Origin of the sequence: Streptomyces sp. NPDC055955, from assembly GCF_042270245.1 — a bacterium.
Classification (GTDB): Bacteria; Actinomycetota; Actinomycetes; order Streptomycetales; family Streptomycetaceae; genus Streptomyces.
The window spans coordinates 127564-148848 of sequence record NZ_JBHJYS010000016.1 but is presented as its reverse complement, the minus strand read 5'-3'; the positions used below and the strand labels follow the sequence as shown (position 1 = coordinate 148848).

19 protein-coding genes are annotated in these 21285 nt (G+C 72.0%); 9 read left to right on the top strand and 10 right to left on the bottom strand.

The genetic code is table 11. The features are described 5' to 3' along the window. Positions 1-6: 6 nt before the first annotated feature. Entirely contained in the window at positions 7-405 is a 399-nt protein-coding gene (locus tag ACFC96_RS29325; protein WP_376614938.1) for a roadblock/LC7 domain-containing protein, read from the bottom strand. Positions 406-501: 96 nt separating this feature from the next. Here ACFC96_RS29325 and ACFC96_RS29320 point away from each other — a divergent pair, with 96 nt between their 5' ends. Next, complete coding sequence (locus ACFC96_RS29320; protein WP_376263273.1) at positions 502-930, top strand: PPOX class F420-dependent oxidoreductase; 429 nt, start codon at positions 502-504, stop codon at positions 928-930. A 12-nt stretch (positions 931-942) separates the two neighbouring features. Here the strand turns inward: ACFC96_RS29320 and ACFC96_RS29315 are convergent, their stop codons facing one another. The 5 genes from ACFC96_RS29315 to ACFC96_RS29295 are packed head-to-tail and all read right to left on the bottom strand — an operon-like array spanning position 943 to position 5784. After that, positions 943-1548 (bottom strand): ATP/GTP-binding protein, encoded by a 606-nt coding sequence (locus ACFC96_RS29315; RefSeq protein ID WP_376263275.1) that lies wholly within the window; start codon positions 1546-1548, stop codon positions 943-945. Then, the gene (locus tag ACFC96_RS29310) at positions 1529-1960 is read right to left on the bottom strand and encodes a DUF742 domain-containing protein (protein ID WP_376263278.1); all 432 of its coding nucleotides are present in this window, start codon (positions 1958-1960) and stop codon (positions 1529-1531) included. The genes ACFC96_RS29315 and ACFC96_RS29310 overlap by 20 nt, the downstream gene beginning before the upstream one ends. Positions 1961-1976: 16 nt before the next feature. Next, on the bottom strand, positions 1977-2414 hold the full coding sequence (locus tag ACFC96_RS29305; protein ID WP_376614937.1) for a roadblock/LC7 domain-containing protein: 438 nt from the start codon (positions 2412-2414) through the stop codon (positions 1977-1979). Next, positions 2411-4954 carry a nitrate- and nitrite sensing domain-containing protein gene (locus ACFC96_RS29300; RefSeq protein ID WP_376614936.1) on the bottom strand — a complete coding sequence of 848 codons (2544 nt, stop codon included), beginning with the start codon at positions 4952-4954 and terminating at the stop codon, positions 2411-2413. The genes ACFC96_RS29305 and ACFC96_RS29300 overlap by 4 nt, the downstream gene beginning before the upstream one ends. 56 nt (positions 4955-5010) lie before the next feature. Continuing rightward, positions 5011-5784 (bottom strand): MHYT domain-containing protein, encoded by a 774-nt coding sequence (locus ACFC96_RS29295; RefSeq protein WP_376614935.1) that lies wholly within the window; start codon positions 5782-5784, stop codon positions 5011-5013. A gap of 225 nt (positions 5785-6009) precedes the next feature. Here ACFC96_RS29295 and ACFC96_RS29290 point away from each other — a divergent pair, with 225 nt between their 5' ends. Continuing rightward, positions 6010-6609, top strand: a complete 600-nt coding sequence (locus ACFC96_RS29290) for a class I SAM-dependent methyltransferase (RefSeq protein ID WP_376614933.1) — start codon at positions 6010-6012, stop codon at positions 6607-6609. A 158-nt stretch (positions 6610-6767) separates the two neighbouring features. Here the strand turns inward: ACFC96_RS29290 and ACFC96_RS29285 are convergent, their stop codons facing one another. Next, positions 6768-7547 (bottom strand): alpha/beta fold hydrolase, encoded by a 780-nt coding sequence (locus tag ACFC96_RS29285; protein ID WP_376263622.1) that lies wholly within the window; start codon positions 7545-7547, stop codon positions 6768-6770. 136 nt (positions 7548-7683) lie between these two features. On the opposite strand from ACFC96_RS29285, the gene ACFC96_RS29280 reads away from it, so the two are divergent. The 4 genes from ACFC96_RS29280 to ACFC96_RS29265 all read left to right on the top strand — a co-directional run bounded on the left by ACFC96_RS29280 (position 7684) and on the right by ACFC96_RS29265 (position 11307). Beyond that, complete coding sequence (locus tag ACFC96_RS29280; RefSeq protein WP_376263290.1) at positions 7684-8229, top strand: PadR family transcriptional regulator; 546 nt, start codon at positions 7684-7686, stop codon at positions 8227-8229. Between the two features lie 70 nt (positions 8230-8299). Continuing rightward, the gene (locus ACFC96_RS29275; protein ID WP_376263293.1) at positions 8300-8596 is read left to right on the top strand and encodes a hypothetical protein; all 297 of its coding nucleotides are present in this window, start codon (positions 8300-8302) and stop codon (positions 8594-8596) included. 178 nt (positions 8597-8774) lie between these two features. After that, complete coding sequence (locus ACFC96_RS29270; RefSeq protein WP_376614931.1) at positions 8775-9728, top strand: hypothetical protein; 954 nt, start codon at positions 8775-8777, stop codon at positions 9726-9728. Positions 9729-9903: 175 nt separating this feature from the next. Beyond that, positions 9904-11307 carry a tannase/feruloyl esterase family alpha/beta hydrolase gene (locus ACFC96_RS29265; RefSeq protein WP_376614929.1) on the top strand — a complete coding sequence of 468 codons (1404 nt, stop codon included), beginning with the start codon at positions 9904-9906 and terminating at the stop codon, positions 11305-11307. A gap of 10 nt (positions 11308-11317) precedes the next feature. Here ACFC96_RS29265 and ACFC96_RS29260 read toward each other — a convergent pair whose 3' ends face one another. Continuing rightward, positions 11318-11500 carry a hypothetical protein gene (locus ACFC96_RS29260; RefSeq protein ID WP_116500187.1) on the bottom strand — a complete coding sequence of 61 codons (183 nt, stop codon included), beginning with the start codon at positions 11498-11500 and terminating at the stop codon, positions 11318-11320. A gap of 282 nt (positions 11501-11782) precedes the next feature. After that, entirely contained in the window at positions 11783-12838 is a 1056-nt protein-coding gene (locus ACFC96_RS29255) for a fatty acid desaturase family protein (RefSeq protein WP_376263301.1), read from the bottom strand. A gap of 246 nt (positions 12839-13084) precedes the next feature. Here ACFC96_RS29255 and ACFC96_RS29250 point away from each other — a divergent pair, with 246 nt between their 5' ends. From ACFC96_RS29250 to ACFC96_RS29240, 3 genes are all read left to right on the top strand, one after another. Then, complete coding sequence (locus ACFC96_RS29250; RefSeq protein ID WP_376614928.1) at positions 13085-16027, top strand: SNF2-related protein; 2943 nt, start codon at positions 13085-13087, stop codon at positions 16025-16027. Then, entirely contained in the window at positions 16024-17361 is a 1338-nt protein-coding gene (locus ACFC96_RS29245) for an SWF or SNF family helicase (protein ID WP_376614926.1), read from the top strand. Before ACFC96_RS29250 ends, ACFC96_RS29245 begins: the two co-directional genes overlap by 4 nt. Positions 17362-17671: 310 nt before the next feature. After that, positions 17672-19864, top strand: a complete 2193-nt coding sequence (locus ACFC96_RS29240; RefSeq protein WP_376614924.1) for an alpha-N-acetylglucosaminidase — start codon at positions 17672-17674, stop codon at positions 19862-19864. Between the two features lie 62 nt (positions 19865-19926). Here ACFC96_RS29240 and ACFC96_RS29235 read toward each other — a convergent pair whose 3' ends face one another. Beyond that, complete coding sequence (locus tag ACFC96_RS29235) at positions 19927-21156, bottom strand: acyl-CoA dehydrogenase family protein (protein ID WP_376614922.1); 1230 nt, start codon at positions 21154-21156, stop codon at positions 19927-19929. Positions 21157-21285: the final 129 nt, after the last annotated feature.

The window sequence follows — 21285 nt, the reverse complement described above, 5'->3', positions numbered from 1 at the left end:
CGCAGGTCAGGTGCCTTCTGCCCGGCGGGCTCCCACACCGAGGTGCTCGCCGACCCGATTGACGAGGAGCGTCATCTCGTAGGCGACCTGGCCGATGTCGGCCTCGGCCGAGCTGAGGACGCACAGGCAGCTGCCGTCGCCCGCCGCCGTCACGAACAGTACGGCGTCGTCGAACTCGACCATCGTCTGCCGGACGCCACCGGCGCCGAAGTGCCGCCCGGATCCCTTGGCCAGGCTGTGCAGACCGGACGACACGGCCGCCAGATGCTCGGCGTCCTCCCGCCTGAGGTCGCTGCTCGCCCCGGTGACCAGACCGTCGTTGGACAGGACGAGAGCGTGGCGTACATGTTCGACACGCTCTGTCAGGTCGTCCAGCAGCCAGCCGAGCCCCTCGTTGTCCGCCATGATCCCGTCTCCCCCATTCCCGATCTCTCCCCTACCCGGAGGATCTGTCTCGCCAGCCTTCCCCACGCCCGGCGTCTGGGCAAGCAGGATGACCCCATGGCACACAAGATGACCGATGAGGAATGGCGGGCGTTCGTCTCCGAGGGGACCCGTACCGCCAAGCTGTCCACCGTGCGGCCCGACGGCAGCCCGCACATCGCGCCTGTCTGGTTCGTCCTCGACGGCGCGGACCTCTTGTTCAACACCGGCAAGGACACCGTGAAGGGCCGCAATCTCGCCCGGGACAACCGGGTGGCCCTGTGCGTGGACGACGAACGGCCGCCGTTCTCGTTCACCGTGATCGAGGGCCGTGCCGAACTCAGCGAGGACCTTGGGCAGTTGCGGGACTCGGCGACGAGGATCGGCGCGCGCTACATGGGTGAGGACCGCGCCCAGGAGTTCGGCGAGCGCAACGGCGTGCCCGGCGAGCTCCTGGTGCGCGTACGGATCGACAAGGTCGTGGCCCTCACGGGGCTCACCGACTGACGACGTCGCACCTCAGCCCACGGAGTCGAGGAGCCGGGCGGTGTGCATCCGCCCGGCGTACTCGACGAGCCGGATCAGCACCTCCTTTCCCGAGTCGCGGTCGCGGGCGTCGCACAGCACGACGGGTGTCCCGCGGTCGAGGTCGAGGGCGCGCGACACCTCGAGAGCGCCGTAAGCACGGGCGTTCGTGAAGCAGTTGACCGCCACCACGAACGGGATGCGGCGGTGCTCGAAATAGTCCACGGCGGGGAAACTGTCCGCGAGCCGGCGGGTGTCCGCGAGGACGACGGCGCCCAGCGCGCCCTGCGAGAGTTCGTCCCAGAGGAACCAGAAACGGTCCTGGCCCGGCGTGCCGAACAGGTAGAGCGAGAGGCCGGAGCGGATGGTGATGCGGCCGAAGTCCATGGCCACGGTCGTGGTGGTCTTGCGCTCCACGGCCCCGGTGTCGTCCACGTTCTGGCCGAGCTCGCTGAGCAGTTCCTCGGTGCGCAGCGGCCGGATCTCGCTCACGGCGCCGACCAAGGTGGTCTTGCCCACCCCGAATCCGCCCGCGACCAGGATCTTCAGAGCCAGGGCGGAGTTGTCGGCGTTCGTCTCTTCAGAGTGCTCGGAGGCCATCGATGACTTCCCTCAAGATTCTTTCGTCGGGTAGCTGAGCGGGCGGCACGGGCCGGCTGACCTTGACGCAACCCATGTCGAGCAGGTCGCCCAGGAGCACCCTGACCACCCCCACGGGGAGGTCGGTGCCGGCGGCGAGTTCGGCGACCGACTGCGTCTCGGTGCGGCACAGCTCGATGAGCGCCCTGTGCTCGGGCCCGAGCGCCGTGTCGTCGTCCTTGCCGGGCGCGGCGTCGTCGAGTTCGACGAGTGCGATCAGGTCGAAGCGCACCCCTCTGGGTCCGGGTGAGGTGCGCCCGCCGGTCATCGCGTAGGGGCGGACCAGGGGTCCTGCCTCGTTGTCGTACCACTGGCTGCCTGCCAGGTCCGGGCTGCCCCGCCCCTGGTCGTCTCTGTTCCCGTGATCGTTCATCGTCGTGGACGTCCGGTCATCCGGCGGCGGGCGGGTGGGCGGCGAACCGCGCCGGCGTGTAGAGGTGTTCGCCGACCCGCTTGACCATGCGGGCCATCTCGTACGCGACGAGGCCGATGTCGGCGTCGGCCGTGCTGAGGACGGCGAGGCACGAACCGTCGCCCGCGGCCGCGACGAAGAGGAAGCCGTCGTCCATCTCGACCATGGTCTGGCGGACGCCGCCCGCTCCGAAGTGCCGGCCGGCCCCCTTGGCGAGGCTGTGGAAGCCGGAGGCGACGGCGGCCAGGTGTTCGGCGTCCTCGCGGCCGAGACCGCTCGACGCGCCGACGGCGAGCCCGTCGTTGGACAGGACGACCGCGTGCCTCAGCTCGGTCACGCGCTGCACCAGGTCGTCGAGGAGCCAGTCGAGTTCTCCGGACCGGGGCGCGGCGCCCGTGGTCGGGTCCTGGATCATGTGGGATCTCCTTCGGTGCTGTCGCTGCCGGGCACGGGTCCTGAGCCGGTTCCTGGTGGGCGGCCGCCGCCCCGGACCCAGCCGTCACGGAAGGCCGCCATGCGCTGCCGTGCCTGTTCGGGTGTCCGTGCGTCGGGTTCCTGGTGCGGTGCGGCGCCGTTCTGCTCCTCGGGCCGCTCACGCAGTTGGGGCGCGAGGCTCGCCTGCCGCACCCGCTTGGGCAGTCCGTCCGGCGAGGCGTCGTCGGTGTCGTCCGCGTTGTCGGCGGGCTCCCGGTGCAGGCGCAGGGCGGTGACTCCGGGGGGCGGTGAGGCGTCGTGCGCCGTGTCGGCGTCCGGCACGGCGTGTACGGCGGCGGCGATGGCGGGGCGCGGCCCCTGGGCCGGCACGGAGTTACCGTTCATGTGGGGTGCTTCCGGATCGGGCACGCGCGCGTAGTGGTGCTCCGTCGCGTGTTCCTGGGTGGTGTCCGCCCGTTCCGGAGTTCCCGCGTGCAGGAGAGGTGTGGGCAACAGGACGACCGTGGTGGTGCCGCCATAGGGCGAAGTGCGCAGATGCACCTTGATCTCGTGGCGGTGGGCGAGGCGGCTGACCACGAAGAGCCCGAGCCGGTCGCTGTCGAACAGGTCGAGCGCTTCGGAGTGGGCGATGCGGTTGTTGGCCTCGGCGAGCGTCTCCTTGCCCATGCCGAGGCCCCGGTCCTCGATCTCCAGGGCGTAGCCGTTTCCGACGGGTTCGCCACTGACCCTCACCTTGGTGTGCGGTGGGGAGAACTGGGCGGCGTTCTCGACGAGTTCGGCCAGGAGGTGGGTGAGGTCGGCGACCGCAGCGCCCTGCACGGAGGCGGCGGGCAGTTGCCGTACCTCCACGCGCGCGTAGTCCTCGACTTCGGAGACGGCCGCGCGGACCACGTTGGTCAGCGAGACGGGGGTGCGCCAGGCGCGGCCCGGGGCGGCTCCCGAGAGGATGATCAGGCTTTCCGCGTGGCGCCTCATGCGGGTCGTGAGGTGGTCGAGGCGGAAGAGGTCGCTGAGTTCGTTCGGGTCCTCGGCCCTGCGCTCCATGGTGTCGAGGAGGCCGAGTTGCCGGTGCACGAGGACCTGGCTGCGGCGGGCGAGATTGACGAAGACCCCGGAGATCCCGCTGGCGAGTTCCGCGCGTTCGGCCGCGGCGCGCAGGGCTGCCCTGTGCACCGTGCCGAGCGCCTCGGCGACCTGTCCGGTCTCGTCCTCGGCGGGAGGGCCTTCCGGCGCCTCGGCAAGGACATCGATCTCCTCGCCGGCGCGCAGTTTCCGCATGGCCTGCGGGAGTTTGCGCCGAGCGATCTCCAGGGCGCTGTTGCGCAGACTGACCAGTTCGATGACCAGGCCCCGGCCGATGCGTACGGAGATCACGAGGGAGGCGGCGACGGCCAGCAGGCCGAAGAGGACCGCGGCGCCCGCGGGCGTGAGCAGTCCGCGGGTGAACGGATCCGCCCGGACCCCGGCCGTGCGCGCTGCGTCCGACTCGATCGAGCGGAACCGGTTCTGCACGGTCGTGTGCGCACTGTCCCAGGTGAGTGCGGGTGCCGCGGCGAGCGCGGCACTGCCGGGCCTGGCGGCGAGCGCCTTGTCCTCGACGGCTTGTACGTCGCCGTACGCGCTCCCCTCCACGAGGTCGCGCCAGGCGGTCCGTTGCGGTGCCGGGAGGTCGGCGACGGCCGATTCGGCGAGGGTCCGCCGGGTGTCGACCGCTCCGGTGAACAGCCGCAGCCGTGCGCCGTCCAGAGAGCCCGCGAGACGGGCGGCGGCGAGCAGGGAGTCCTCGCGGGCGAGCATCTCCCCGGACCGTGAGAATTCGAGCAGCACGCGCGCGTCGGAGCCCAGACGGTCGTCCTGGATCCCGGTCACCGCGCCGATCACCGCGAACGCCGAGTCGATCGTCTTCGTGTACTGCCCGTACGTGCCCTCCCAGCCGGTGCGTCGGTCGAGCACCCCACTGCGCACGGAGCGCAGCTTCTCGGCGCCGATGACGAACACCGAGAGACGCTCACCGACCCGGGCGGGCAGATCTGCGCCGTCCGCGACGGTGTTGCCCTCGTCGCCGAGGCGAAGTTTCGCCACGGCCTTGTCGGTCGCCGAGGTGCGCTGCCTGAGCTCGTCCCCGCGCTCGGCCGCCGGCTTGGCGGCGTAGGCGACGGCGGCGGTGCGTTCGGCCTGGAGCGCGACGACCGCGTCGGCGACCGGGCCACGGACCGTGGAGTCGACCCGCTGCAACTGCCGCATTCGCGCGACGTCCTGGGCGGTGGTGACCGTCGCGTACGCCCACAGGGCGAGCAACGAGACGACGGGCACCATCAGGAGGCACACGATCTTGGCACGGACGGTGCGGGGCCTCAGTCCTCGATTGCCCGCGCGCGTGGGAGGCGCGGTCGCAGCGGACGGATCGTCCCCTGTGTGGTCCTCTTCCGCGGGCGGTCCGGCGTGCGCGCGCCGTCCGCGCGCCGGGGGCGCGGGCTTGGGCGGCGCGCCGTTGATGGGGGTCCTACGGGGTGTACGCATGGCCTCCTCGCGCGTGGTGCGCTCGTGGTGGGAAGGGTCGTGACGCCGGTCCGCCGTCAGCGGGCGACGCTCTCGACGGGTCGCTGAGCCGACGCGGAGGCCTCGCGCTCCCCCGTGGTGGGTGACAGCGCGACGAACGCGGACGTCAGGAAGAGGTAGGACCCGAGGCCGACGGCGAGGGGGAAGATGAACTGCATCGCCGTGGCCCCGGGCAGGGCCGCCGCGGAGGACGCGACCTTCACACTCACCGCTGTCATCCCGGTGTAGTGCATGCTGCTCACCGCGCCGCCCATGACGAGGGACGCGACCGCGACCGCGGCGGGCGACTTGATATTGAGTCCGGCCCAGAGGGCGGCCGTCGCGGCGACGACGGCGATGGCGACGGAGAGCCCCACGAGCAGTGGGTCGTAGCGCACCTGGCCGTGCAGGCGCAGCGCCGCCATGCCCAGGTAGTGCATGCTCGCGACGCCGAGTCCCGTGGTGAGCCCGCCGAGGGCGAGGGCGCGGTTGCGGTCACGGCCGTAGCCGACGGCGAAGACACCGATGCCCACGACGGCCACGGCGACGACCAGGCTGAGGACGGTGAGCGGCACGTCGTAGCGGATCTCCGTACCGGTGACGCCGAAGCCGAGCATCGCCACGAAGTGCATCGTCCAGATGCCCGTGCCGATCGCGGACGCCGCGGTGATCAGCCAGTTGCGCCGCGAGCGGCCGGTGGCGCCGAGGGCGCGGACGGTGCAGCGCAGACCGAGCGCGGCGCCGATGGAGGCCATCACGTATGACAGCACGGGGGTAAGCCAGCCGAAGGTGGCGTGGTCCAGGTGTCCCATGGCTCCGGGACGCTAGACCTCTCGGGGGCGCACTACAGGGGCGCCTTTCGAAAGCTGCTGGAATATGACAGAGAGACGCGCGTGAACGATCGCGTCAGGCTCGAACATGTGCACCGTTCGCGCATGCGGCGGTTTCGGTTCGCATCGGTTCCCATCGGTCGCATGCGGAGTTTTCGATCCCCCGCGCCCGCCCACGCGCACCCGCATGCGAGGGATCATGGGGACATGAGCGACGACCACACGCACGTACAGGAGTTCTTCTCGGCCCGCGCGGCGAACTGGGACACGCGTTTCCCCGACGACGTTCCGCGCTTCGAGGCGGCCGTCGCCGAGCTGGGGCTCGGCACGGGCGACCGCGTGCTCGACGCGGGATGCGGCACGGGACGCGCCCTGCCGGCGCTCAGGGACGCCGTGGGGCCGTCCGGGGCCGTCCTCGGGGTCGACCTGACGCTCGCGATGCTGGAGGCCGCCGCGCGGGCGGGACGGGATCGCGCCGGCTCACTGATGCTCGCCGACGTGACGCGCCTGCCCGTACGGTCCGGATCGCTCGACGCCGTCTTCGGTTCCGGCCTGGTCGCGCACCTCCCCCAACCCAAGGAGAATCTGCGGGAGTTGGCGAGGGTGGTGCGCCCGGGTGGACTCCTCGCGCTGTTCCACCCCATCGGGCGGGCGGCGCTGGCCGCACGACAGGGCCGCGAGCTCACCCCGGACGACCTGCGCGCCGAACCGAACCTCCGCCCACTGCTGGCCGCTTCGGGCTGGCGGATGACGTCGTACGTGGATGAGGACACCCGATTTCTGTCGCTGGCGGAGCGCCGGGACTAGGGCCTGTCGTCCGGAGCAGGCCGGACCAGGGAGCGGGCGCCGGTGCCGTGCGTCGCAAGGCGGAGGAAGGAGCCGACGCGGAGCGTCGGTGCCTGAGGACAACGCCGCGCGACGCGGCACCGGGACCCGCGAGCCCGGCGCGATCCGGACGAAAGGCCCTAACGCGTGCCGGGCGACGCGAGAGCGTGGTCCGCGACCGCCGCGGCGAAGGCATCCGCGTTGTCGAACATGATGTTGTGCCCGGCGCCCGGCACGGTGCGCACGCGTACGCCCGCGGCCTCGAGGCCCGCGCGGTCCGCGAGTTCACCACTGCGCGCGCCCTGCAGATACAGCCGGTCGATGTCCAGGTCCATGAGCATCCGCCGCATGGTGGGGCGGGTGCCGTGGGCGAGTCCGACGGCGGTGCGGTGCAGGGCGAGGGGGTCCGCGAGACGCATGGTGGCCGCCCACAGGGGGCCGACCTTGGCGAGCACGCGCGCGTGGCCGACGCCGTTGACGTACTCGCCCTCTCCGTAGGAGGCGATTCCACTGCTGCCCTCCACGCGGGGAGGGTACGGGTCGAGGTTCGCCTCGGTGAGCACGAGCCGCGCGACGAGGTCGCGGCGCCGATGGGCGAGGACGATCGCCACGGCGCCGCCCATGCTGTGCGCGACGAGCTCGGCCCCGGACACGCCGGCCGCGTCGAGAGCGGCCGCCAGAGCATCGGCGTGGTCGTCCAGCGCGTACCCGAAGTCGGCGGGCCGGTCGCTGATGCCGTGCCCCGGCAGATCGACGAACAACGAACGCCGGCCGGCGAGCTCGGGCCTGCCGGCGATGTGCGCGTGGTACACGGTCGAGGCGGACCCCAGCCCATGGACGTACACCAGCGGAACCCCGTCGCCGTCGCCCTCGACCCAGCGGATGCAGCTCCCCTGCGCGTCGAACCGGGCCTGCTTCATCATGCGCCCCCACTCCCTCTCCCCAGCAACCGCACGGCCCCGTCCTTACGAGGCACTCCGTAGAGGATACATCGGTGCCGATGTATTACCAGATTGATGTACACCGACCTCGGAGGGCGTGCGACACAATGGGGGCATGCTGGAACTCGCCATCCTCGGCTTCCTCTACGACGCGCCCCTGCACGGATACGAGCTGCGCAAACGGATCACGGCACTGACCGGCCACGTGCGACCCGTCGCCGAGAGCACGCTCTATCCGGCGATCAAGCGCCTGGAGAAGGCGGGCCTGCTCACGCGCGAGACACAGCCGGGGTCGGTCGCCGCCCAGCGCCACGTCCTCAACCTCACGGCAGCGGGCCGGGAGGAGCTCCGCGGCAGGCTGGCGGAGCCCGGCCGGGCCGACATCACCGACGAGAACCGCTGGTTCACGGTCCTCGCGTTCCTGCGGCACCTCGACGACCCGGCGGCGCAGGCGACGGTCCTCGCGCGCAGGCTGGCATTCCTGGAGGAACCGGCCAGCTTCTTCTACGAGGGTGAACGCCCCCTGCGCGCAGAGGAGCTGGACGACCCGTTCCGCCGCGGCATCCTCACCATCGCCCGCGCGACCAGCCGGGCCGAACTGGCCTGGCTGCGCTCCACCCTCACGGACTTGCGCGAACACGCGGAGACAAAACCCTTCTGACAGTCGAACTCCCGCTCTACGTTGAGGATGTGACGCTCCGTCGCACATCGCACAGGGGAAGGTGGCGTACATGTTCGACAGACTCCGCAATGCCTTGGCCACGCGGACACCGGCCGGGGCGAGCATCGCGACACCGCCGCGCAAGCGGCCGCCCAACCTCTTCGAGGCGGCGGCCACCTACGTGTCGGCATCCGTCGAGGACGACGAGGACAGGCTCGCCGAGGCCGCGACCTGGGTGTCTCCGGAGGCCCTGACGTTCGGCATCAACGAACTCGCGTGCCGCGCGGTCGTCGCACTCGCCCGGGAACGCGACGAATCGCCCGAGGTGGTGGCACGGGCGCTGCTCGGTCTGCCCACCGCCACCTGACCCGCTGCTCCCGTCGGCCCTCCACGGGAAGGACACGAAGTGCGCACGGGATCTTGGCATGGTCCACCCGTCGGGCACACACCGGGTCCCCGGGGAGAATTTCCAGCTCAACGCCCTCGACGATCTCCACCGCGACTGGTTAGGGTGCGCCGACGGACGAAGCTCAGGGGAGGCTGGCATGGCCGGGACGGACGACGCGGTCGCCGCCGGGGACGACGCGCTGTACGTACTGACGGCGGTGTTGCTGACCCCTGCGAAGTTCCCCAGTGTGCTCGGGGACGACTACCCGGAGGCATGCGCCGCGCTCGGGCTCGCACCCCTCGCCGACGGGTACGGACTCGTGCTCGGACAGGACGGGGCGGGGGCGCGCTGGACCGTCGTCATCGACGACGTGTCCCTGGTCGCCGTAGCCATCGCGTCCTGGGACTGCGGCATGGAGTACGAGTTGTCGCCCGACGAGCGCACGGTGGTCTCGGCCCTGCCGGGGTGGCCGCTCGCCCTGTCCGTGGCCGCGCCGGGCGTCCCCGACCCGCACGACCCGGAACACGACCCCGAGATCATGGACGGTCCGCCCCTCACTCCGCCGAACACGGAGACGTGGGGCCCGGCCCAACGCCGCCTGGGCGCAGACGAGATCGCGCTCCAGTGGGCGTCCTGGCGGGAGCAGATCGACGACCGCGCTTTCCAGACGGACGACGCGGGCGACTCCTCCGGTGCGCAGGGGACGGACGGCACGAACGCCGACGGCCCCGCCACGGACGGCACGGCCGCCCCCGCCGCCCCCGCCGCCATCGATTCCGGCGACGCCGCCACGGCCACCGCTGCCTCCGGCAGTGACACCGAGGCGCAGGGCACCCGCGCGCCGCACGCCGGCATCCGGCGGGTCCTCGCCGAGGTGCGCGCCTACGTGGACAGCCCTCCACCCCTGGGCCGCGTCCGGTCGGCGTTCGCGTCCGGAGACGCCCGGACGCTCCGGGCCGACGGTCCCGGCTGGTCGATGGTGGCCCGGACGGACGACATCGCGTTCGTGCTCCTGGACGACGAGCCCGGTGAGGTGCTGCCCGTGGGGCGGGGCCCCGAGCTGCCCGGCCTCCTGGAAGCGCTCGACAAGATGGCCGTGCGCCCGTCCTGACCCTTGCCGCGGCGGGCCACCCGGCCCACCGCGCGCAGGCCGTGCCGAACCTCCGCCCCACATACCGCTCCCCTCCCCCATGTGGCGCCGGCCCATGGTCCGGTGACTGTTCCCGCCCGCACGATGGCCCCGCTCGTCACCCCTTGCCGGTCCCTCGTCGTCGCGGAGGCTCACCATGCGCGTGCCCGGAACAGTTCCCCTCTTCGCCACGGCTCTACTGGCGCTGGCCGCCTCGGGGCCGGTGCCGGCGGGGGCCGCCGTGGACAGCGGCGGAGGCGGGGCGCACTGCTCGCGCCAGGAGCGGGTGCACGTCCCGGGCGCCGCCCTTCAACAGAGCGCCTGCCTGGACGACTTGACGACGGCCGCCCTGGCCGGAACCCCGTACACCGACACCGCCGACCAGGCGGGCCTCATCGCGAAGGGGACCCACAACCCGTCCGGCGTCCCCGGCTCGCAGATCGACGGGTACTTCCCGGACGACTCCACGTCGAACGCGACGCACGGCTGGCAGCACGATGCCCAGTTCGTGATCAGGCTGCCCGACCACTGGAACGGCGGCCTCGTGGTGACCGGCTCACCCGGAAACCGTAAGCAGTACTCGACGGACGCGGCGATCTCCGACCGAGTCCTGGCCCAGGGATACGCCTACGCGGCGACCGACAAGGGCAATACCGGACCCGACTTCTACCGTGACGGAAAGCGTCCCGGCGACGCGATCGTCGAGTGGAACAACCGGACCACCCAGCTCACGAGAGCGGCGAAGAAGGCCGTGGCCCAGCGTTACGGCCGGGCTCCGCGGCGGACCTACATGACCGGCATCTCCAACGCCGGCTATCTGACGCGCTGGCAACTGGAGAACCATCCCGAGCTGTACGACGGAGGCGTGGACTGGGAGGGCACCCTCTGGACGGCGGACGGCCCGAACCTGCTCACCTCGCTGCCCACCGCAGTCGCCCACGGGCTCGGGAAGGCCGACGCCGACGATCTGTACCGCGTGGGCTTCGCGCGTGGGTCGGAATTCCTGTGGGCCTACCACCAGAAGGCCTACTGGGGGATCACACAGAAGATCTATCGCGCCGAGCTGGACCCCGCGTACGACCCCAAGTGCCCCGGGCCGTCGGCGGGTTCGACGACCGACGAGCTGCTCGCCCCATGTGCGTCCGACGCCTCCTACGACTACGCGGCACGGCCCGCCTCGGTCCACCGGGCCGTCGCACGCGTCGCGCTGAGCGGACGGATCGGCAAGCCGCTGATCACGCTCCAGGGCGACCTGGACACCTTGCTGCCGATCGCGACCGACGCCGATGTCTACGGGCGGATGGTGGACGACCGGGGGCGCGGCCGCCTGCACCGCTCGTACACCGTGCAGGACGGCACGCACACCGATGGGCTCTATGACACCTATCCCGACCGGCTGCGGCCCGTGCTGCCCTGCTATCGGTCCGCGTTCGACGTGCTCACCGCGTGGGTGGAGGACGGCGCGCGGCCGCCGGCCGACCACACGATCGACCGGCCGGCGAGCGGCGACGTCGTCAACAGCTGCTCGGTGACGGCAGCAGCAGCCGCCACCCGCTCGTAGCACCGGCCCGTCAGCGGCCGATCTCCCGGCGTGAGGCGCGGCGGAGCCTGCGCCGCTGGGAGGGGTCCAGCGCCAGGTAGGCCGCCGCGGGCACCCCGAGCACGATCAGGAGTGACGCCCACCAGGGCAGCCAGATCAGCAGGATGAGTCCGGCCGCCACACCTCCTGCGGCGATCTTCGCGTTCCTCGACATGTCCGTCGCCTCCTTCGGGGGCTGCACACCGCCCTCGCCATGTGAGGCGGGCCCCCGCCTCTACTCTCTGAAACGGACTCGCGGCCCGGGCGGTTCCTGTTCACGACCCTGAGGCATCCCTGACCCTCCACCCTGACGCACCCCCGAGCTCCGCGCAGCTCCGGTGGACACCCGCCCCTGAGGCAGGCGCGGCTCAAGCAGGGCGTACGGGCCTGAGCCCGGGGCGAGCAACCCGGGGCTCAGGCCCGTACGGGGTGCGCCTCGCCCCACCCGGACAGCGCCTCACTCCATGCGCAGCGGCTCCCCGACCTCGTACATGTGGCGCAGGGCCTGGCGGTAGGAGTCGACGAGCCCGGTCTCGGTGAACGGGATGCCCAGGTCGCGGCAGTGGGCCTTGACGAGGGGCTGGGCCAGGCGCAGGTGGGGGCGGGGCATGCTCGGGAAGAGGTGGTGCTCGATCTGGTAGTTGAGGCCGCCGAGGAACCAGTCGGTCAGTGCGCCGCCCTTGATGTTGCGGGAGGTGAGGACCTGCCGGCGCAGGTGGCCCCAGCGCTCGCCGTCCGGGTCGGGCATCTCCATGCCCTTGTGGTTCGGCGCGAAGGCCATGCCGAGGTGGAGGCCGAACAGTGCCTGGTGGATCGCCGCGAAGGCGAGGGCGTGGCCGAGCGGCATGGTGGTCAGGAGCAGGGTCACGTAGCCGACGACGTGGGCGACGAGGAACAGCCCCTCCACGGCGCGCTCGCGCGGGGGCTGGCGGCGCAGGTCCTGGAAGCCGTACAGCTTCAGGGCGAGGCCCTCCAGGAGGGTCAGCGGGAAGAACAGCCAAGCCTGGTTGCGGGTGAGCCAGCGGCGGAATCCGGAGCGGGTCGCGGCCTGCTTGCTCGTGAAGACGAGGACGTCGGCGGCCACGTCGGGGTCTTTGTCGATGTGGTTGGGGTTGGCGTGGTGCCGGTTGTGCTTGTCGTTCCACCAGCTGTAGCTCATGCCGAGCAGGAGATTGCCGTGGATGAGCCCGATGACGCGGCTCACGGCGCGGTTTCCGGTGATCTGCGCGTGGCCGGCGTCGTGCCCCACGAAGGCGGTGCGCGCGCAGAGCACCGCGAGGACGGGCGCGAGCGCGAGGACCCACCAGGAACCGCCGATGAGGGCCATCCCGGTGCCGACGGCGGCGAGGGACAGGGCGTTCAGCGCGATGGTGCGCACGTACCAGCCGGTGCGCCGCTCCAGGAGGTCCTGGCTCTTGACGGTGCGCAGCAACGGCGTGAACTCGCTTCCTTGCGGCTGCGTCCCGGCCGCTCCTGCGGAAGGGTCCACTACGGGTTCGACGGCCAGGGTCATGGCGAGCTCTCCGGTCTCTGGGCATGGCGATGGGAGTGACGAGGGGGGGAGGGGGCGTACGTCCGGACGTCCTGCTCACGGGACGGCCCGACCTCAACAAATCTAGGAATCGGCGGCCTTGGGGACCATGAGGCCACCCACCCGACCGAGCGCGGGGGTAGCACCGCCCCCGAAGGGGGGCTACCTACACCCCTTTCGGAGGGAGTGACTGGCGTCACTTTGTGACGCGGCACGTCGAGCGGAGTCATGGGGTACCCTCGGCGATTCCGCCCAGTAGTCAAATTTGAGGAATACGTCATCGCTGCCCACAGGCGTCCCGTGGCAACACTCCCCGAGATCTCCGAACTGGTCCGCTGCTGCGCCGTCTTCGTGCCCGGTGACCCGGCACGCGAAGGAAGAGTCGCCTTCTGGCGCCCCGATGGCGGACGACCTCCGCACACCGAGGCCGGGGCGCCCGAGGAGCTGTGCCTCGCCGCGCCCGCAGACACCGGTGCCGAGCGCGCGTCCGTACCCGCCGTATTGCTGCCCGTACGCGCCGCGCTGCCGGTCCTCACGCGCGCGCGTGCCGCCGCGCAGGCGCACCCGACCGCCGTCTTCTGGGGCGCCGCCTCCGTGCTCGCCCTCCAGTTCGCGGCGCGCGGCCTGCTGTTGCCCGGGCTCACGCCGACCGATCACGACGCCTGGCGCGCGGGCCCGCTACGAGCCGAGGACCTGGAGCGGGTCGCGGAACTGGCCGCCGCGATGCCGCCCGAGGCTCACGCGACGCCCCTGGACGGTCCGGGCCCGCTCCACCTCCCCGTGCCCGAGGCGCTGCTGCGCGCCTTCCTCGACGCCGTCGCCGACACCCTGCCCCGCTCCCCCGCGGCGAGCCTCGCGGCGGGCGCGCGGCCCTTCGCCGCGACCGAGCCGCAGCAGGTGCCGGAACACCGCGCGTGGGCGGCCGATGTCGCCGCGGGACACGACGCCGGTGTACGGATCTCACTGCGCGTCGAGGTGCCCGGCCTCGAGCGGGACGTGACGGGAGCCGAGGACGAGGAACACGTCGCCTTCCGCGCCGTGCTGCAGATGCACAGCGTCAGCGACCCCGCGCTGGTCGGCGACGCCGCCGAGGTGTGGGCGGCGTCGGGCGCTTCGGCCAAGGCGTTCGGGCCGCGGGCCCGCATGGACGCCCTGCTCGCGTTGCGCCGCGCGGCCCGCGCCTGGGCGCCTCTCACGCCGCTGCTCTCGGCGGCAGTCCCGGACGCGCTCGATCTGGCGGACGAGGAGATCACCGACCTGCTCGGCGCCGGTGCGCGTGCCCTCGCGGCGGCGGGCGTGGATGTGCACTGGCCACGGCAGCTGGCGCGCCGGCTGAGCGCACGCGCGGTCATCGGCCCGCCGGACGGGATGTCACCCGGAGGGGGAGACCCGGACCGGTTCCGGACGGACACTCCGTCGTTCCTCGCGGCGGACGCGCTCCTCGCGTTCAACTGGCGCTTCGCGCTGGGCGACCAGGAGCTGAGCCGGGAAGAGCTCGACCGGCTCGCCGAGGCCAACCGGCCCGTGGTCAGGCTGCGCGACCAGTGGGTCCTCATCGACCCCGAGGAGGCCCGGCGCGCCCGCGAGCACCAGGACCGCAAGGTCACTCCGATCGACGCCCTCGGCGCGGTCCTGACGGGCTCCACGGAGGTCGACGGCCGCCGCGTCGACGTCCACCCGACGGGCTGGCTCGCGGAGCTGCGGGAGCGGCTCGCCGACCCGGAGGGCATGGAGCCCGTCGGACAGCCCGCCGCGCTGGCCGCCGACCTGCGCGACTACCAGCTGCGCGGCCTGAACTGGCTGGCCCGGATGACATCCCTCGGCCTCGGCGCCTGCCTCGCCGACGACATGGGCCTGGGCAAGACGATCACGCTGATCGCGCTCCACCTGCACCGGCAGACCGCCCCTGAGACCGCCGCCCCGACCCTCGTCGTCTGCCCCACGTCCCTCATGGGCAACTGGCAGCGCGAGATCGAGAAGTTCGCGCCCGGCACCCCCGTACGCCGCTTTCACGGCGGGCGCCGCAGCCTTGAGGACCTCGCCGCCGGCGAGTTCGTCCTCACCACGTACGGCACGATGCGGCTCGACGCCGCGCAGCTCGCGGGCGTCGACTGGGGCATGGTCGTCACCGACGAGGCACAACACGTCAAGAACCCGCACTCGGCGACCGCGAAGGAGCTGCGGACCATCGGTGCACGCGCGCGCGTGGCGCTCACCGGCACCCCCGTGGAGAACAACCTGTCCGAGCTGTGGGCGATCCTCGACTGGACGACCCCGGGGCTGCTCGGAAGGCTCGGCACGTTCCGCACGCGTTACGCGCGCGCGGCGGAGGAGGGCAAGGACCCGGCCGCCGCCCAGCGCCTGTCCCAACTGGTACGCCCCTTCCTGCTCAGGCGCCGCAAGTCGGACCCCGGCATCGCGCCCGAGCTCCCGCCGAAGACCGAGACCGACCGCGCCGTGTCGCTCACCACCGAGCAGACGGGGCTCTACGAGGCCGTGGTGCGCGAGACGCTCGCCGAGATCTCCGCGGCGGACGGGATCGCCCGCCGCGGACTGATCGTCAAACTCCTCACGGGGCTCAAGCAGATCTGCAACCACCCGGCCCAGTACCTCAAGGAGGACGAGCCACGCATCCCCGGCCGCTCCGGCAAGCTGGAACTGCTCGACGAACTGCTCGACACCATCCTCTCCGAGGACGCGAGCGTCCTGGTCTTCACGCAGTACGTGCAGATGGGGCGCCTGATCGAGCAGCATCTGGCGGCTCGCGGCGTGGCCTCGCAGTTCCTTCACGGTGGCACGCCCATCGCCGCGCGCGAGGCGATGGTGGCGCGCTTCCAGGAGGGCGAGGTGCCGGTCTTCCTGCTCTCCCTGAAGGCCGCGGGTACGGGCCTCAACCTCACCCGTGCCGAACATGTCGTGCACTACGACCGCTGGTGGAACCCCGCTGTCGAGGCACAGGCGACGGACCGCGCGTACCGGATCGGGCAGAACAGGCCGGTCCAGGTGCACCGCCTGATCGCGGAGGGGACGATCGAGGACCGGATCGCCGACATGCTGGTCCGTAAGCGGGAGTTGGCCGACGCGGTGCTCGGCACCGGAGAGGCGGCCCTGACCGAACTGACCGATTCCGAACTGGCCGATCTGGTCGAGCTGCGAGGGGGCGCGCGATGACGGACCGTCACGAGTACGACGACGACCTGTTCGACACCGAAGACAACAGGGACGGGGCTGACGCGTCGGACGAGGAGCGTGTCTTCGCGGCGCTGGAGCCCGTCCGGGGACGCGACTTCACGCAGTCGTGGTGGGGCCGGACCTGGCTCAAGGCACTGGAGGACACGGCTCTCGACCTCCAGCAGCTGAAGGCGGGGCGCCGGCTCGCGCGCGCCGGGTCCGTGGGAGCGGTCTCGGTGCGGCCAGGGCGAGTCACCGCGGTCGTCGGGGACCGGGGCGGCGCCGCGTACCGCGCCGACGTGCTGCTGCAACAGCTGAGCGAGGAGGACTGGGACCGTTTCCTCGGGATGGCGGCCGAACGGGCGGGGCACATCGCGGCGCTGCTCGACCGTGAGATGCCGCCGCACCTGGTCGAGGACGCGGCGGCGGCCGGTGTGGAACTGCTGCCCGGAATCGGCGACTTGGAGCCGCGCTGCGGGTGTGACGCGTGGGACCACTGCGCCCACACGGCGGCGCTCTGCTACCAGCTGGCCCGCCTCCTCGACGAGGATCCGTTCGTACTGCTGCTGATGCGCGGGCGTGGCGAGCGGGTACTGCTCGACGAACTCCAGGTGCGCAGCGTCGCGTCCGCCTCGGCCGGGTCCGCCGACGAAGAGGCCGAAGAGGAGCCGTCGGACGCGGACGGCGTCGACGCCACGGAGGCCTTCGCGGCGGGGAGCATCCTGCCGCCGCTGCCCGCCGCTCCCCCGGTGCCGCCCGAGGCGGGGCCCGTACCGTCCCTGGACACGGAGACGGAGCCGCCCGCCGGGACGGATGTGCCGGCACTGGAGTTCCTCGGGGCGCGCGCGGCCGTCGAGGCGCTCCGGATGCTGACGGACGCCTTGACTCCGGGCCATGAACTCCGGACACCGACGGAGGAATTGACTATCGGTCAGGATGTGGTCCGACTGGCCGCGGGCGCTCCTGAGGCGTGGATCGCGGCGCGGCTCGCGGAGGGCTCGGGGCGAGACGGCGAGGGTCTGGCGGCGGCCGTGCTGGCATGGGAACACGGAGGCACAGCCGGCCTGTCCGTCCTGGAGGACGAGTGGACGCCGGACGCGGAGACCGCGGCACGCGCGCGTGCCACCGTCGAAGCCGCCTGGGACGCCGGGGAGCGCCCGCCGTTGCGGGCGACCCGCAATCGATGGACGGCCGCCGGCACGGGCACACAGATCCGCCTCGGCCGCGACGGCCGCTGGTGGCCGTTCCGCGAGACCCATGGCCGGTGGCTTCCGGCGGGCCCGGCGGCCCACGACCCGGCCGCGGCACTGTCGGCCGCCGCCGGGGACGAGTGACGTCCGGCCGGGGTGAGCACGCGGCCGCGCCCACCCCGGCACGGCCTCCCACCCACCGGGCACCACCCACCACCCACCACCCACGGAGCACCGGGCTCCGGATCCGGCTGCAACTCCGGCTCCGGCCCCAGCTCCGGCTCCAACTCCAGCCCCGGTCCCGGCTCCAGCTCCGGCTCCGGCTCCGGCTCCGGCTCCGGCTCCGGCTCCGGCTCCGGCAAGCGCTTACCCCCGCTCCCTACCGAACCCTCCCCGCTCTCCGTAAGATCCCCGGCGCAAGTGGTCCAGTCCACTCACGCGCTTGGAGTGCTCCATGAACCTCGGTCGCCGTACCGTGCTCACCGCCCTCGGCTCCGCCACCGCACTTGCCGCGTCCGCGCCCGGTGCCACCGCCGAGAGCGCGGCGGCCTCCCGCACCCCGGCCGCCGACGCCCTGGCCCGGCTGCTGCCGCGCCACCACGACCAGGTCACCTTCCGCACCGTCCCCCGCCCTGCCGGTGGCACGGGCGACGCGTTCAGGGTGTCGGGGTCCAAGGGCCACATCCTCGTCGAAGGCACCACGCCCGCAGTGCAGTTGACGGGCTTCCACCAGTACCTCCGTCACCACGCCCACGCACACTTCTCGTGGAACGGCGAGCAGACCGAGTCCCTGCCGACGCGGCTGCCCGGCCTCGCCGCACCCCTGACACGCGGCGCGAACGTCGCCCACCGATTCGCCTTCAACGACACCAACGACGGCTACACCGGCCCGTATCACGGCTGGGACTACTGGGAGCGCGAGCTCGACGTCCTCGCGCTGCACGGCTTCAACGAGGTCCTGGTCTACCTCGGCGCCGACACCGTCTACCACCGCACGTTCCAGCAGTTCGGCTACGACGACGCCGAGATGCGCGCGTGGATCGCGGGCCCGGCCCACCAGCCGTGGTGGCTGCTCCAGAACATGTCCGGGTTCGGCGGCCCCGTGTCGCGGCGGCTCCTCGACCGTCGTGCGGCGCTCGCCCGCAGAGTCGTCCACCGGATCCGCGAACTCGGCATGACCCCGGTGTTCCCCGGCTACTTCGGCACGGTCCCGCCCGGCTTCGCCGACCGGAACCCGGGCGCGCACGTAGTTCCCCAGGGCGATTGGGTCGGCTTCACGCGCCCCGACTGGCTCGACCCGCGCGACCCGCATTTCGCCAGGATCGCGGAGACGTTCTACCGCGTGCAGGGCGAACTTCTCGGCGACTCCACGATGTACAAGCTCGACCTGCTGCACGAGGGCGGCAGGCCGGGTGACGTGCCGGTGGGCGAGGCCGCCAAGGCGGTCGAGAAGGCGCTGCGCACCGCCCGTCCCGGCGCGATCTGGAACATCCTCGGCTGGCAGACCAACCCGCGCCGCGACATCCTCGACGCCGTCGACCGCTCGAAGATGTTCATCGTCGACGGTCTCTCCGACCGCTTCCCCTCGGTGACCGACCGCGACAAGGACTGGGCGGGCACGCCCTACGCGTTCGGCTCGATCTGGAATTTCGGCGGCCATACGACGATGGGCGCCAACACCCCCGACTGGGCGACGCTGTACGAGAGTTGGCGTACCAAGGAGAACAGCGCCCTGGACGGCATCGCGCTCATGCCCGAGGGCGCCGACAACAACCCGGCCGCGTTCGCCCTCTTCAGCGACCTGCCGTGGACGGACGGCCCGGTCGAGCTGAAGACCTGGTTCGAGCAGTGGCCGGTGCAGCGCTACGGCGGGCACGACGCGCACGCCGTGGCCGCCTGGGACGTCCTGCGGCGCACCGCGTACGGCACCACGCGCGCGGACAGCTGGAGCGAGGGCCACGACGGACTCTTCGGCGCCCGGCCCGACCTGGACGTCTCCAGCGCCGCGTCCTGGTCGCCGGGCGCGCTGCGCTACGACCCCGTGGAGTTCGCACGCGCCCTGCCCGAACTGCTGGCGGTCGCACCGAGCCTGCGGCGCAGCTCCGCGTACGCCTACGACCTGATGGACGTCACCCGGCAGACGATCTCGCACCGCAGCCGCCTCCTGCTGCCGCGGATCAAGGCCGCGTACGACGCCGGGGACCGCGCGGCGTTCGAGGAGCTGACGGGTGAGTGGTTCACGTGGCTCGGGCTGCTGGAGGAGACCGTCGCCACGCAGCCGCGGCACCTGCTCGGGCGCTGGATCGCCGACGCGCGCGCGTGGGGCGCCGACGAGGAGGAGCGGGACCGCCTCGAGTACGACGCGGTGTCCCTGGTGACGGTGTGGGGTCCTCGTTCGGGCGCCGACGACGGAGGTCTGCACGACTACGCGAACCGCGAGTGGGCCGGACTCATCGGCGGCCTCTACACACTGCGCTGGCGGACCTGCTTCGACGGACTCGCGGCCGCACTCGCCGACGGCACGACACCGCGGCCGGTCGACTGGTACGCCCTGGAGGACGGCTGGGTCCGCGACCACCCGGCGTACCCCGCACGGCCTTCGGGCGACATCGTCAGGATCGCCCGCGAGGTCGCCGCACGGCTCTGACCACACGGCCCGACCGCTGAAGCCGGTGCCCTCCGCCGCGCGAAGGGCACCGGCCGATTCGGCTAGCGGATCGGCAGACCCGAGAGGGTGCGGGCGATCACCAGGCGCTGGATCTCGCTGGTGCCCTCGAAGATCGTGTAGATCGCGGCGTCGCGGTGCATGCGCTCGACGGGATACTCGCGGGTGAAGCCGTTGCCGCCGAGGATCTGGACGGCCTGCCCGGTGACCTTCTTGGCGGTCTCGCTCGCGAAGAGCTTCGACATGGAGCCCTCGGCCGACTCGAACTTCTTGCCCGTGGTCGCCATCCAGGAGGCACGCCACACCAGGAGTCGCGCCGCGTCGATCTGCGTGCGCATGTCGGCGAGCTGGAAGGCGACGCCCTGGTTGTCGATGATCGGGCGACCGAACTGCGTGCGCGTCTTGGCGTACTCCAGGGCCTCCTCGTAGGCGGCGCGGGCCGTGCCCACCGCCATCGCGCCGACGGCCGGTCGGGACGCCTCGAACGTCGCCATGGCGGCGTTCTTCACGCGCTCGCCGCCGCCGGCCTTGGCACGCTCACGGGCGCGCGCCATGCGCTCGTCGAGCTTGTCCTTGCCGCCGAGCAGGCAGGAGCCGGGGACGCGTACGTCCTCGAGAACGACCTCGGCGGTGTGCGAGGCGCGGATGCCGTGCTTCTTGAACTTCTGGCCCTGGGACAGACCCGGCGTGTTCGGCGGGACGATGAAGGAGGCGTGGCCCTTGGAGCCGAGCTCGGGGTCGACGACGGCGACGACGACGTGGACGTTGGCGATGCCGCCGTTGGTCGCCCAGGTCTTGGTGCCGTTGAGCACCCACTCGTCCTTGGCCGCGTCGTAGACGGCGCGGGTGTGCATGGAGGCGACATCGGATCCGGCGTCCGGCTCGGAGGAGCAGAAGGCGGCGACCTTGACGTCGTCGGCGTCGCCGTACATCTGGGGGATCCAGGTGCCGATCTGCTCCTCGGTGCCGTTGGCGAGGACGCCGACCGCGGCGAGCCCGGTCCCGACGATCGACAGGGCTATGCCCGCGTCACCCCAGAACAGCTCCTCCATGGCCATCGGGATGCCGAGACCGGTCGGGTCGAAGAACTGCTGCGCGTAGAAGTCCAGGGAGTAGATTCCGATCTTGGCGGCTTCCTGGATGACCGGCCACGGCGTCTCTTCGCGCTCGTCCCACTCGGCGGCCGCGGGACGGATCACATCGGCGGCGAACCCGTGGAGCCAGTCCCTGACTTCCTTCTGCTCGTCGTTCAGATCCATCGTGAACTCGGCCATGACCCCTCCAGCACTGCGTACACTTCACACGTTACTTGCGGTAACGGCAGTCTGTTACTCGCCAGTAGCCCCTGTCAACTCCCGGCAGCCCGTTCGATGCCCCCGGGGCGTCGAGTGTTACGTTTCGCG

What these genes read in the sequence shown, in the direction of transcription:
- ACFC96_RS29295 (WP_376614935.1), bottom strand. Translation starts at nt 5,784, where the DNA reads ATGGGACACCTGGACCACGCCACCTTCGGCTGGCTTACCCCCGTGCTG.
- ACFC96_RS29270 (WP_376614931.1), top strand. Translation starts at nt 8,775, where the DNA reads ATGGCCGGGACGGACGACGCGGTCGCCGCCGGGGACGACGCGCTGTAC.
- ACFC96_RS29325 (WP_376614938.1), bottom strand. Translation starts at nt 405, where the DNA reads ATGGCGGACAACGAGGGGCTCGGCTGGCTGCTGGACGACCTGACAGAG.
- ACFC96_RS29250 (WP_376614928.1), top strand. Translation starts at nt 13,085, where the DNA reads ATGGGGTACCCTCGGCGATTCCGCCCAGTAGTCAAATTTGAGGAATAC.
- ACFC96_RS29240 (WP_376614924.1), top strand. Translation starts at nt 17,672, where the DNA reads ATGAACCTCGGTCGCCGTACCGTGCTCACCGCCCTCGGCTCCGCCACC.
- ACFC96_RS29280 (WP_376263290.1), top strand. Translation starts at nt 7,684, where the DNA reads ATGCTGGAACTCGCCATCCTCGGCTTCCTCTACGACGCGCCCCTGCAC.
- ACFC96_RS29285 (WP_376263622.1), bottom strand. Translation starts at nt 7,547, where the DNA reads ATGAAGCAGGCCCGGTTCGACGCGCAGGGGAGCTGCATCCGCTGGGTC.
- ACFC96_RS29275 (WP_376263293.1), top strand. Translation starts at nt 8,300, where the DNA reads ATGTTCGACAGACTCCGCAATGCCTTGGCCACGCGGACACCGGCCGGG.
- ACFC96_RS29320 (WP_376263273.1), top strand. Translation starts at nt 502, where the DNA reads ATGGCACACAAGATGACCGATGAGGAATGGCGGGCGTTCGTCTCCGAG.
- ACFC96_RS29255 (WP_376263301.1), bottom strand. Translation starts at nt 12,838, where the DNA reads ATGACCCTGGCCGTCGAACCCGTAGTGGACCCTTCCGCAGGAGCGGCC.
- ACFC96_RS29235 (WP_376614922.1), bottom strand. Translation starts at nt 21,156, where the DNA reads ATGGCCGAGTTCACGATGGATCTGAACGACGAGCAGAAGGAAGTCAGG.
- ACFC96_RS29265 (WP_376614929.1), top strand. Translation starts at nt 9,904, where the DNA reads ATGCGCGTGCCCGGAACAGTTCCCCTCTTCGCCACGGCTCTACTGGCG.
- ACFC96_RS29305 (WP_376614937.1), bottom strand. Translation starts at nt 2,414, where the DNA reads ATGATCCAGGACCCGACCACGGGCGCCGCGCCCCGGTCCGGAGAACTC.
- ACFC96_RS29245 (WP_376614926.1), top strand. Translation starts at nt 16,024, where the DNA reads ATGACGGACCGTCACGAGTACGACGACGACCTGTTCGACACCGAAGAC.
- ACFC96_RS29290 (WP_376614933.1), top strand. Translation starts at nt 6,010, where the DNA reads ATGAGCGACGACCACACGCACGTACAGGAGTTCTTCTCGGCCCGCGCG.
- ACFC96_RS29310 (WP_376263278.1), bottom strand. Translation starts at nt 1,960, where the DNA reads ATGAACGATCACGGGAACAGAGACGACCAGGGGCGGGGCAGCCCGGAC.
- ACFC96_RS29315 (WP_376263275.1), bottom strand. Translation starts at nt 1,548, where the DNA reads ATGGCCTCCGAGCACTCTGAAGAGACGAACGCCGACAACTCCGCCCTG.
- ACFC96_RS29300 (WP_376614936.1), bottom strand. Translation starts at nt 4,954, where the DNA reads ATGCGTACACCCCGTAGGACCCCCATCAACGGCGCGCCGCCCAAGCCC.
- ACFC96_RS29260 (WP_116500187.1), bottom strand. Translation starts at nt 11,500, where the DNA reads ATGTCGAGGAACGCGAAGATCGCCGCAGGAGGTGTGGCGGCCGGACTC.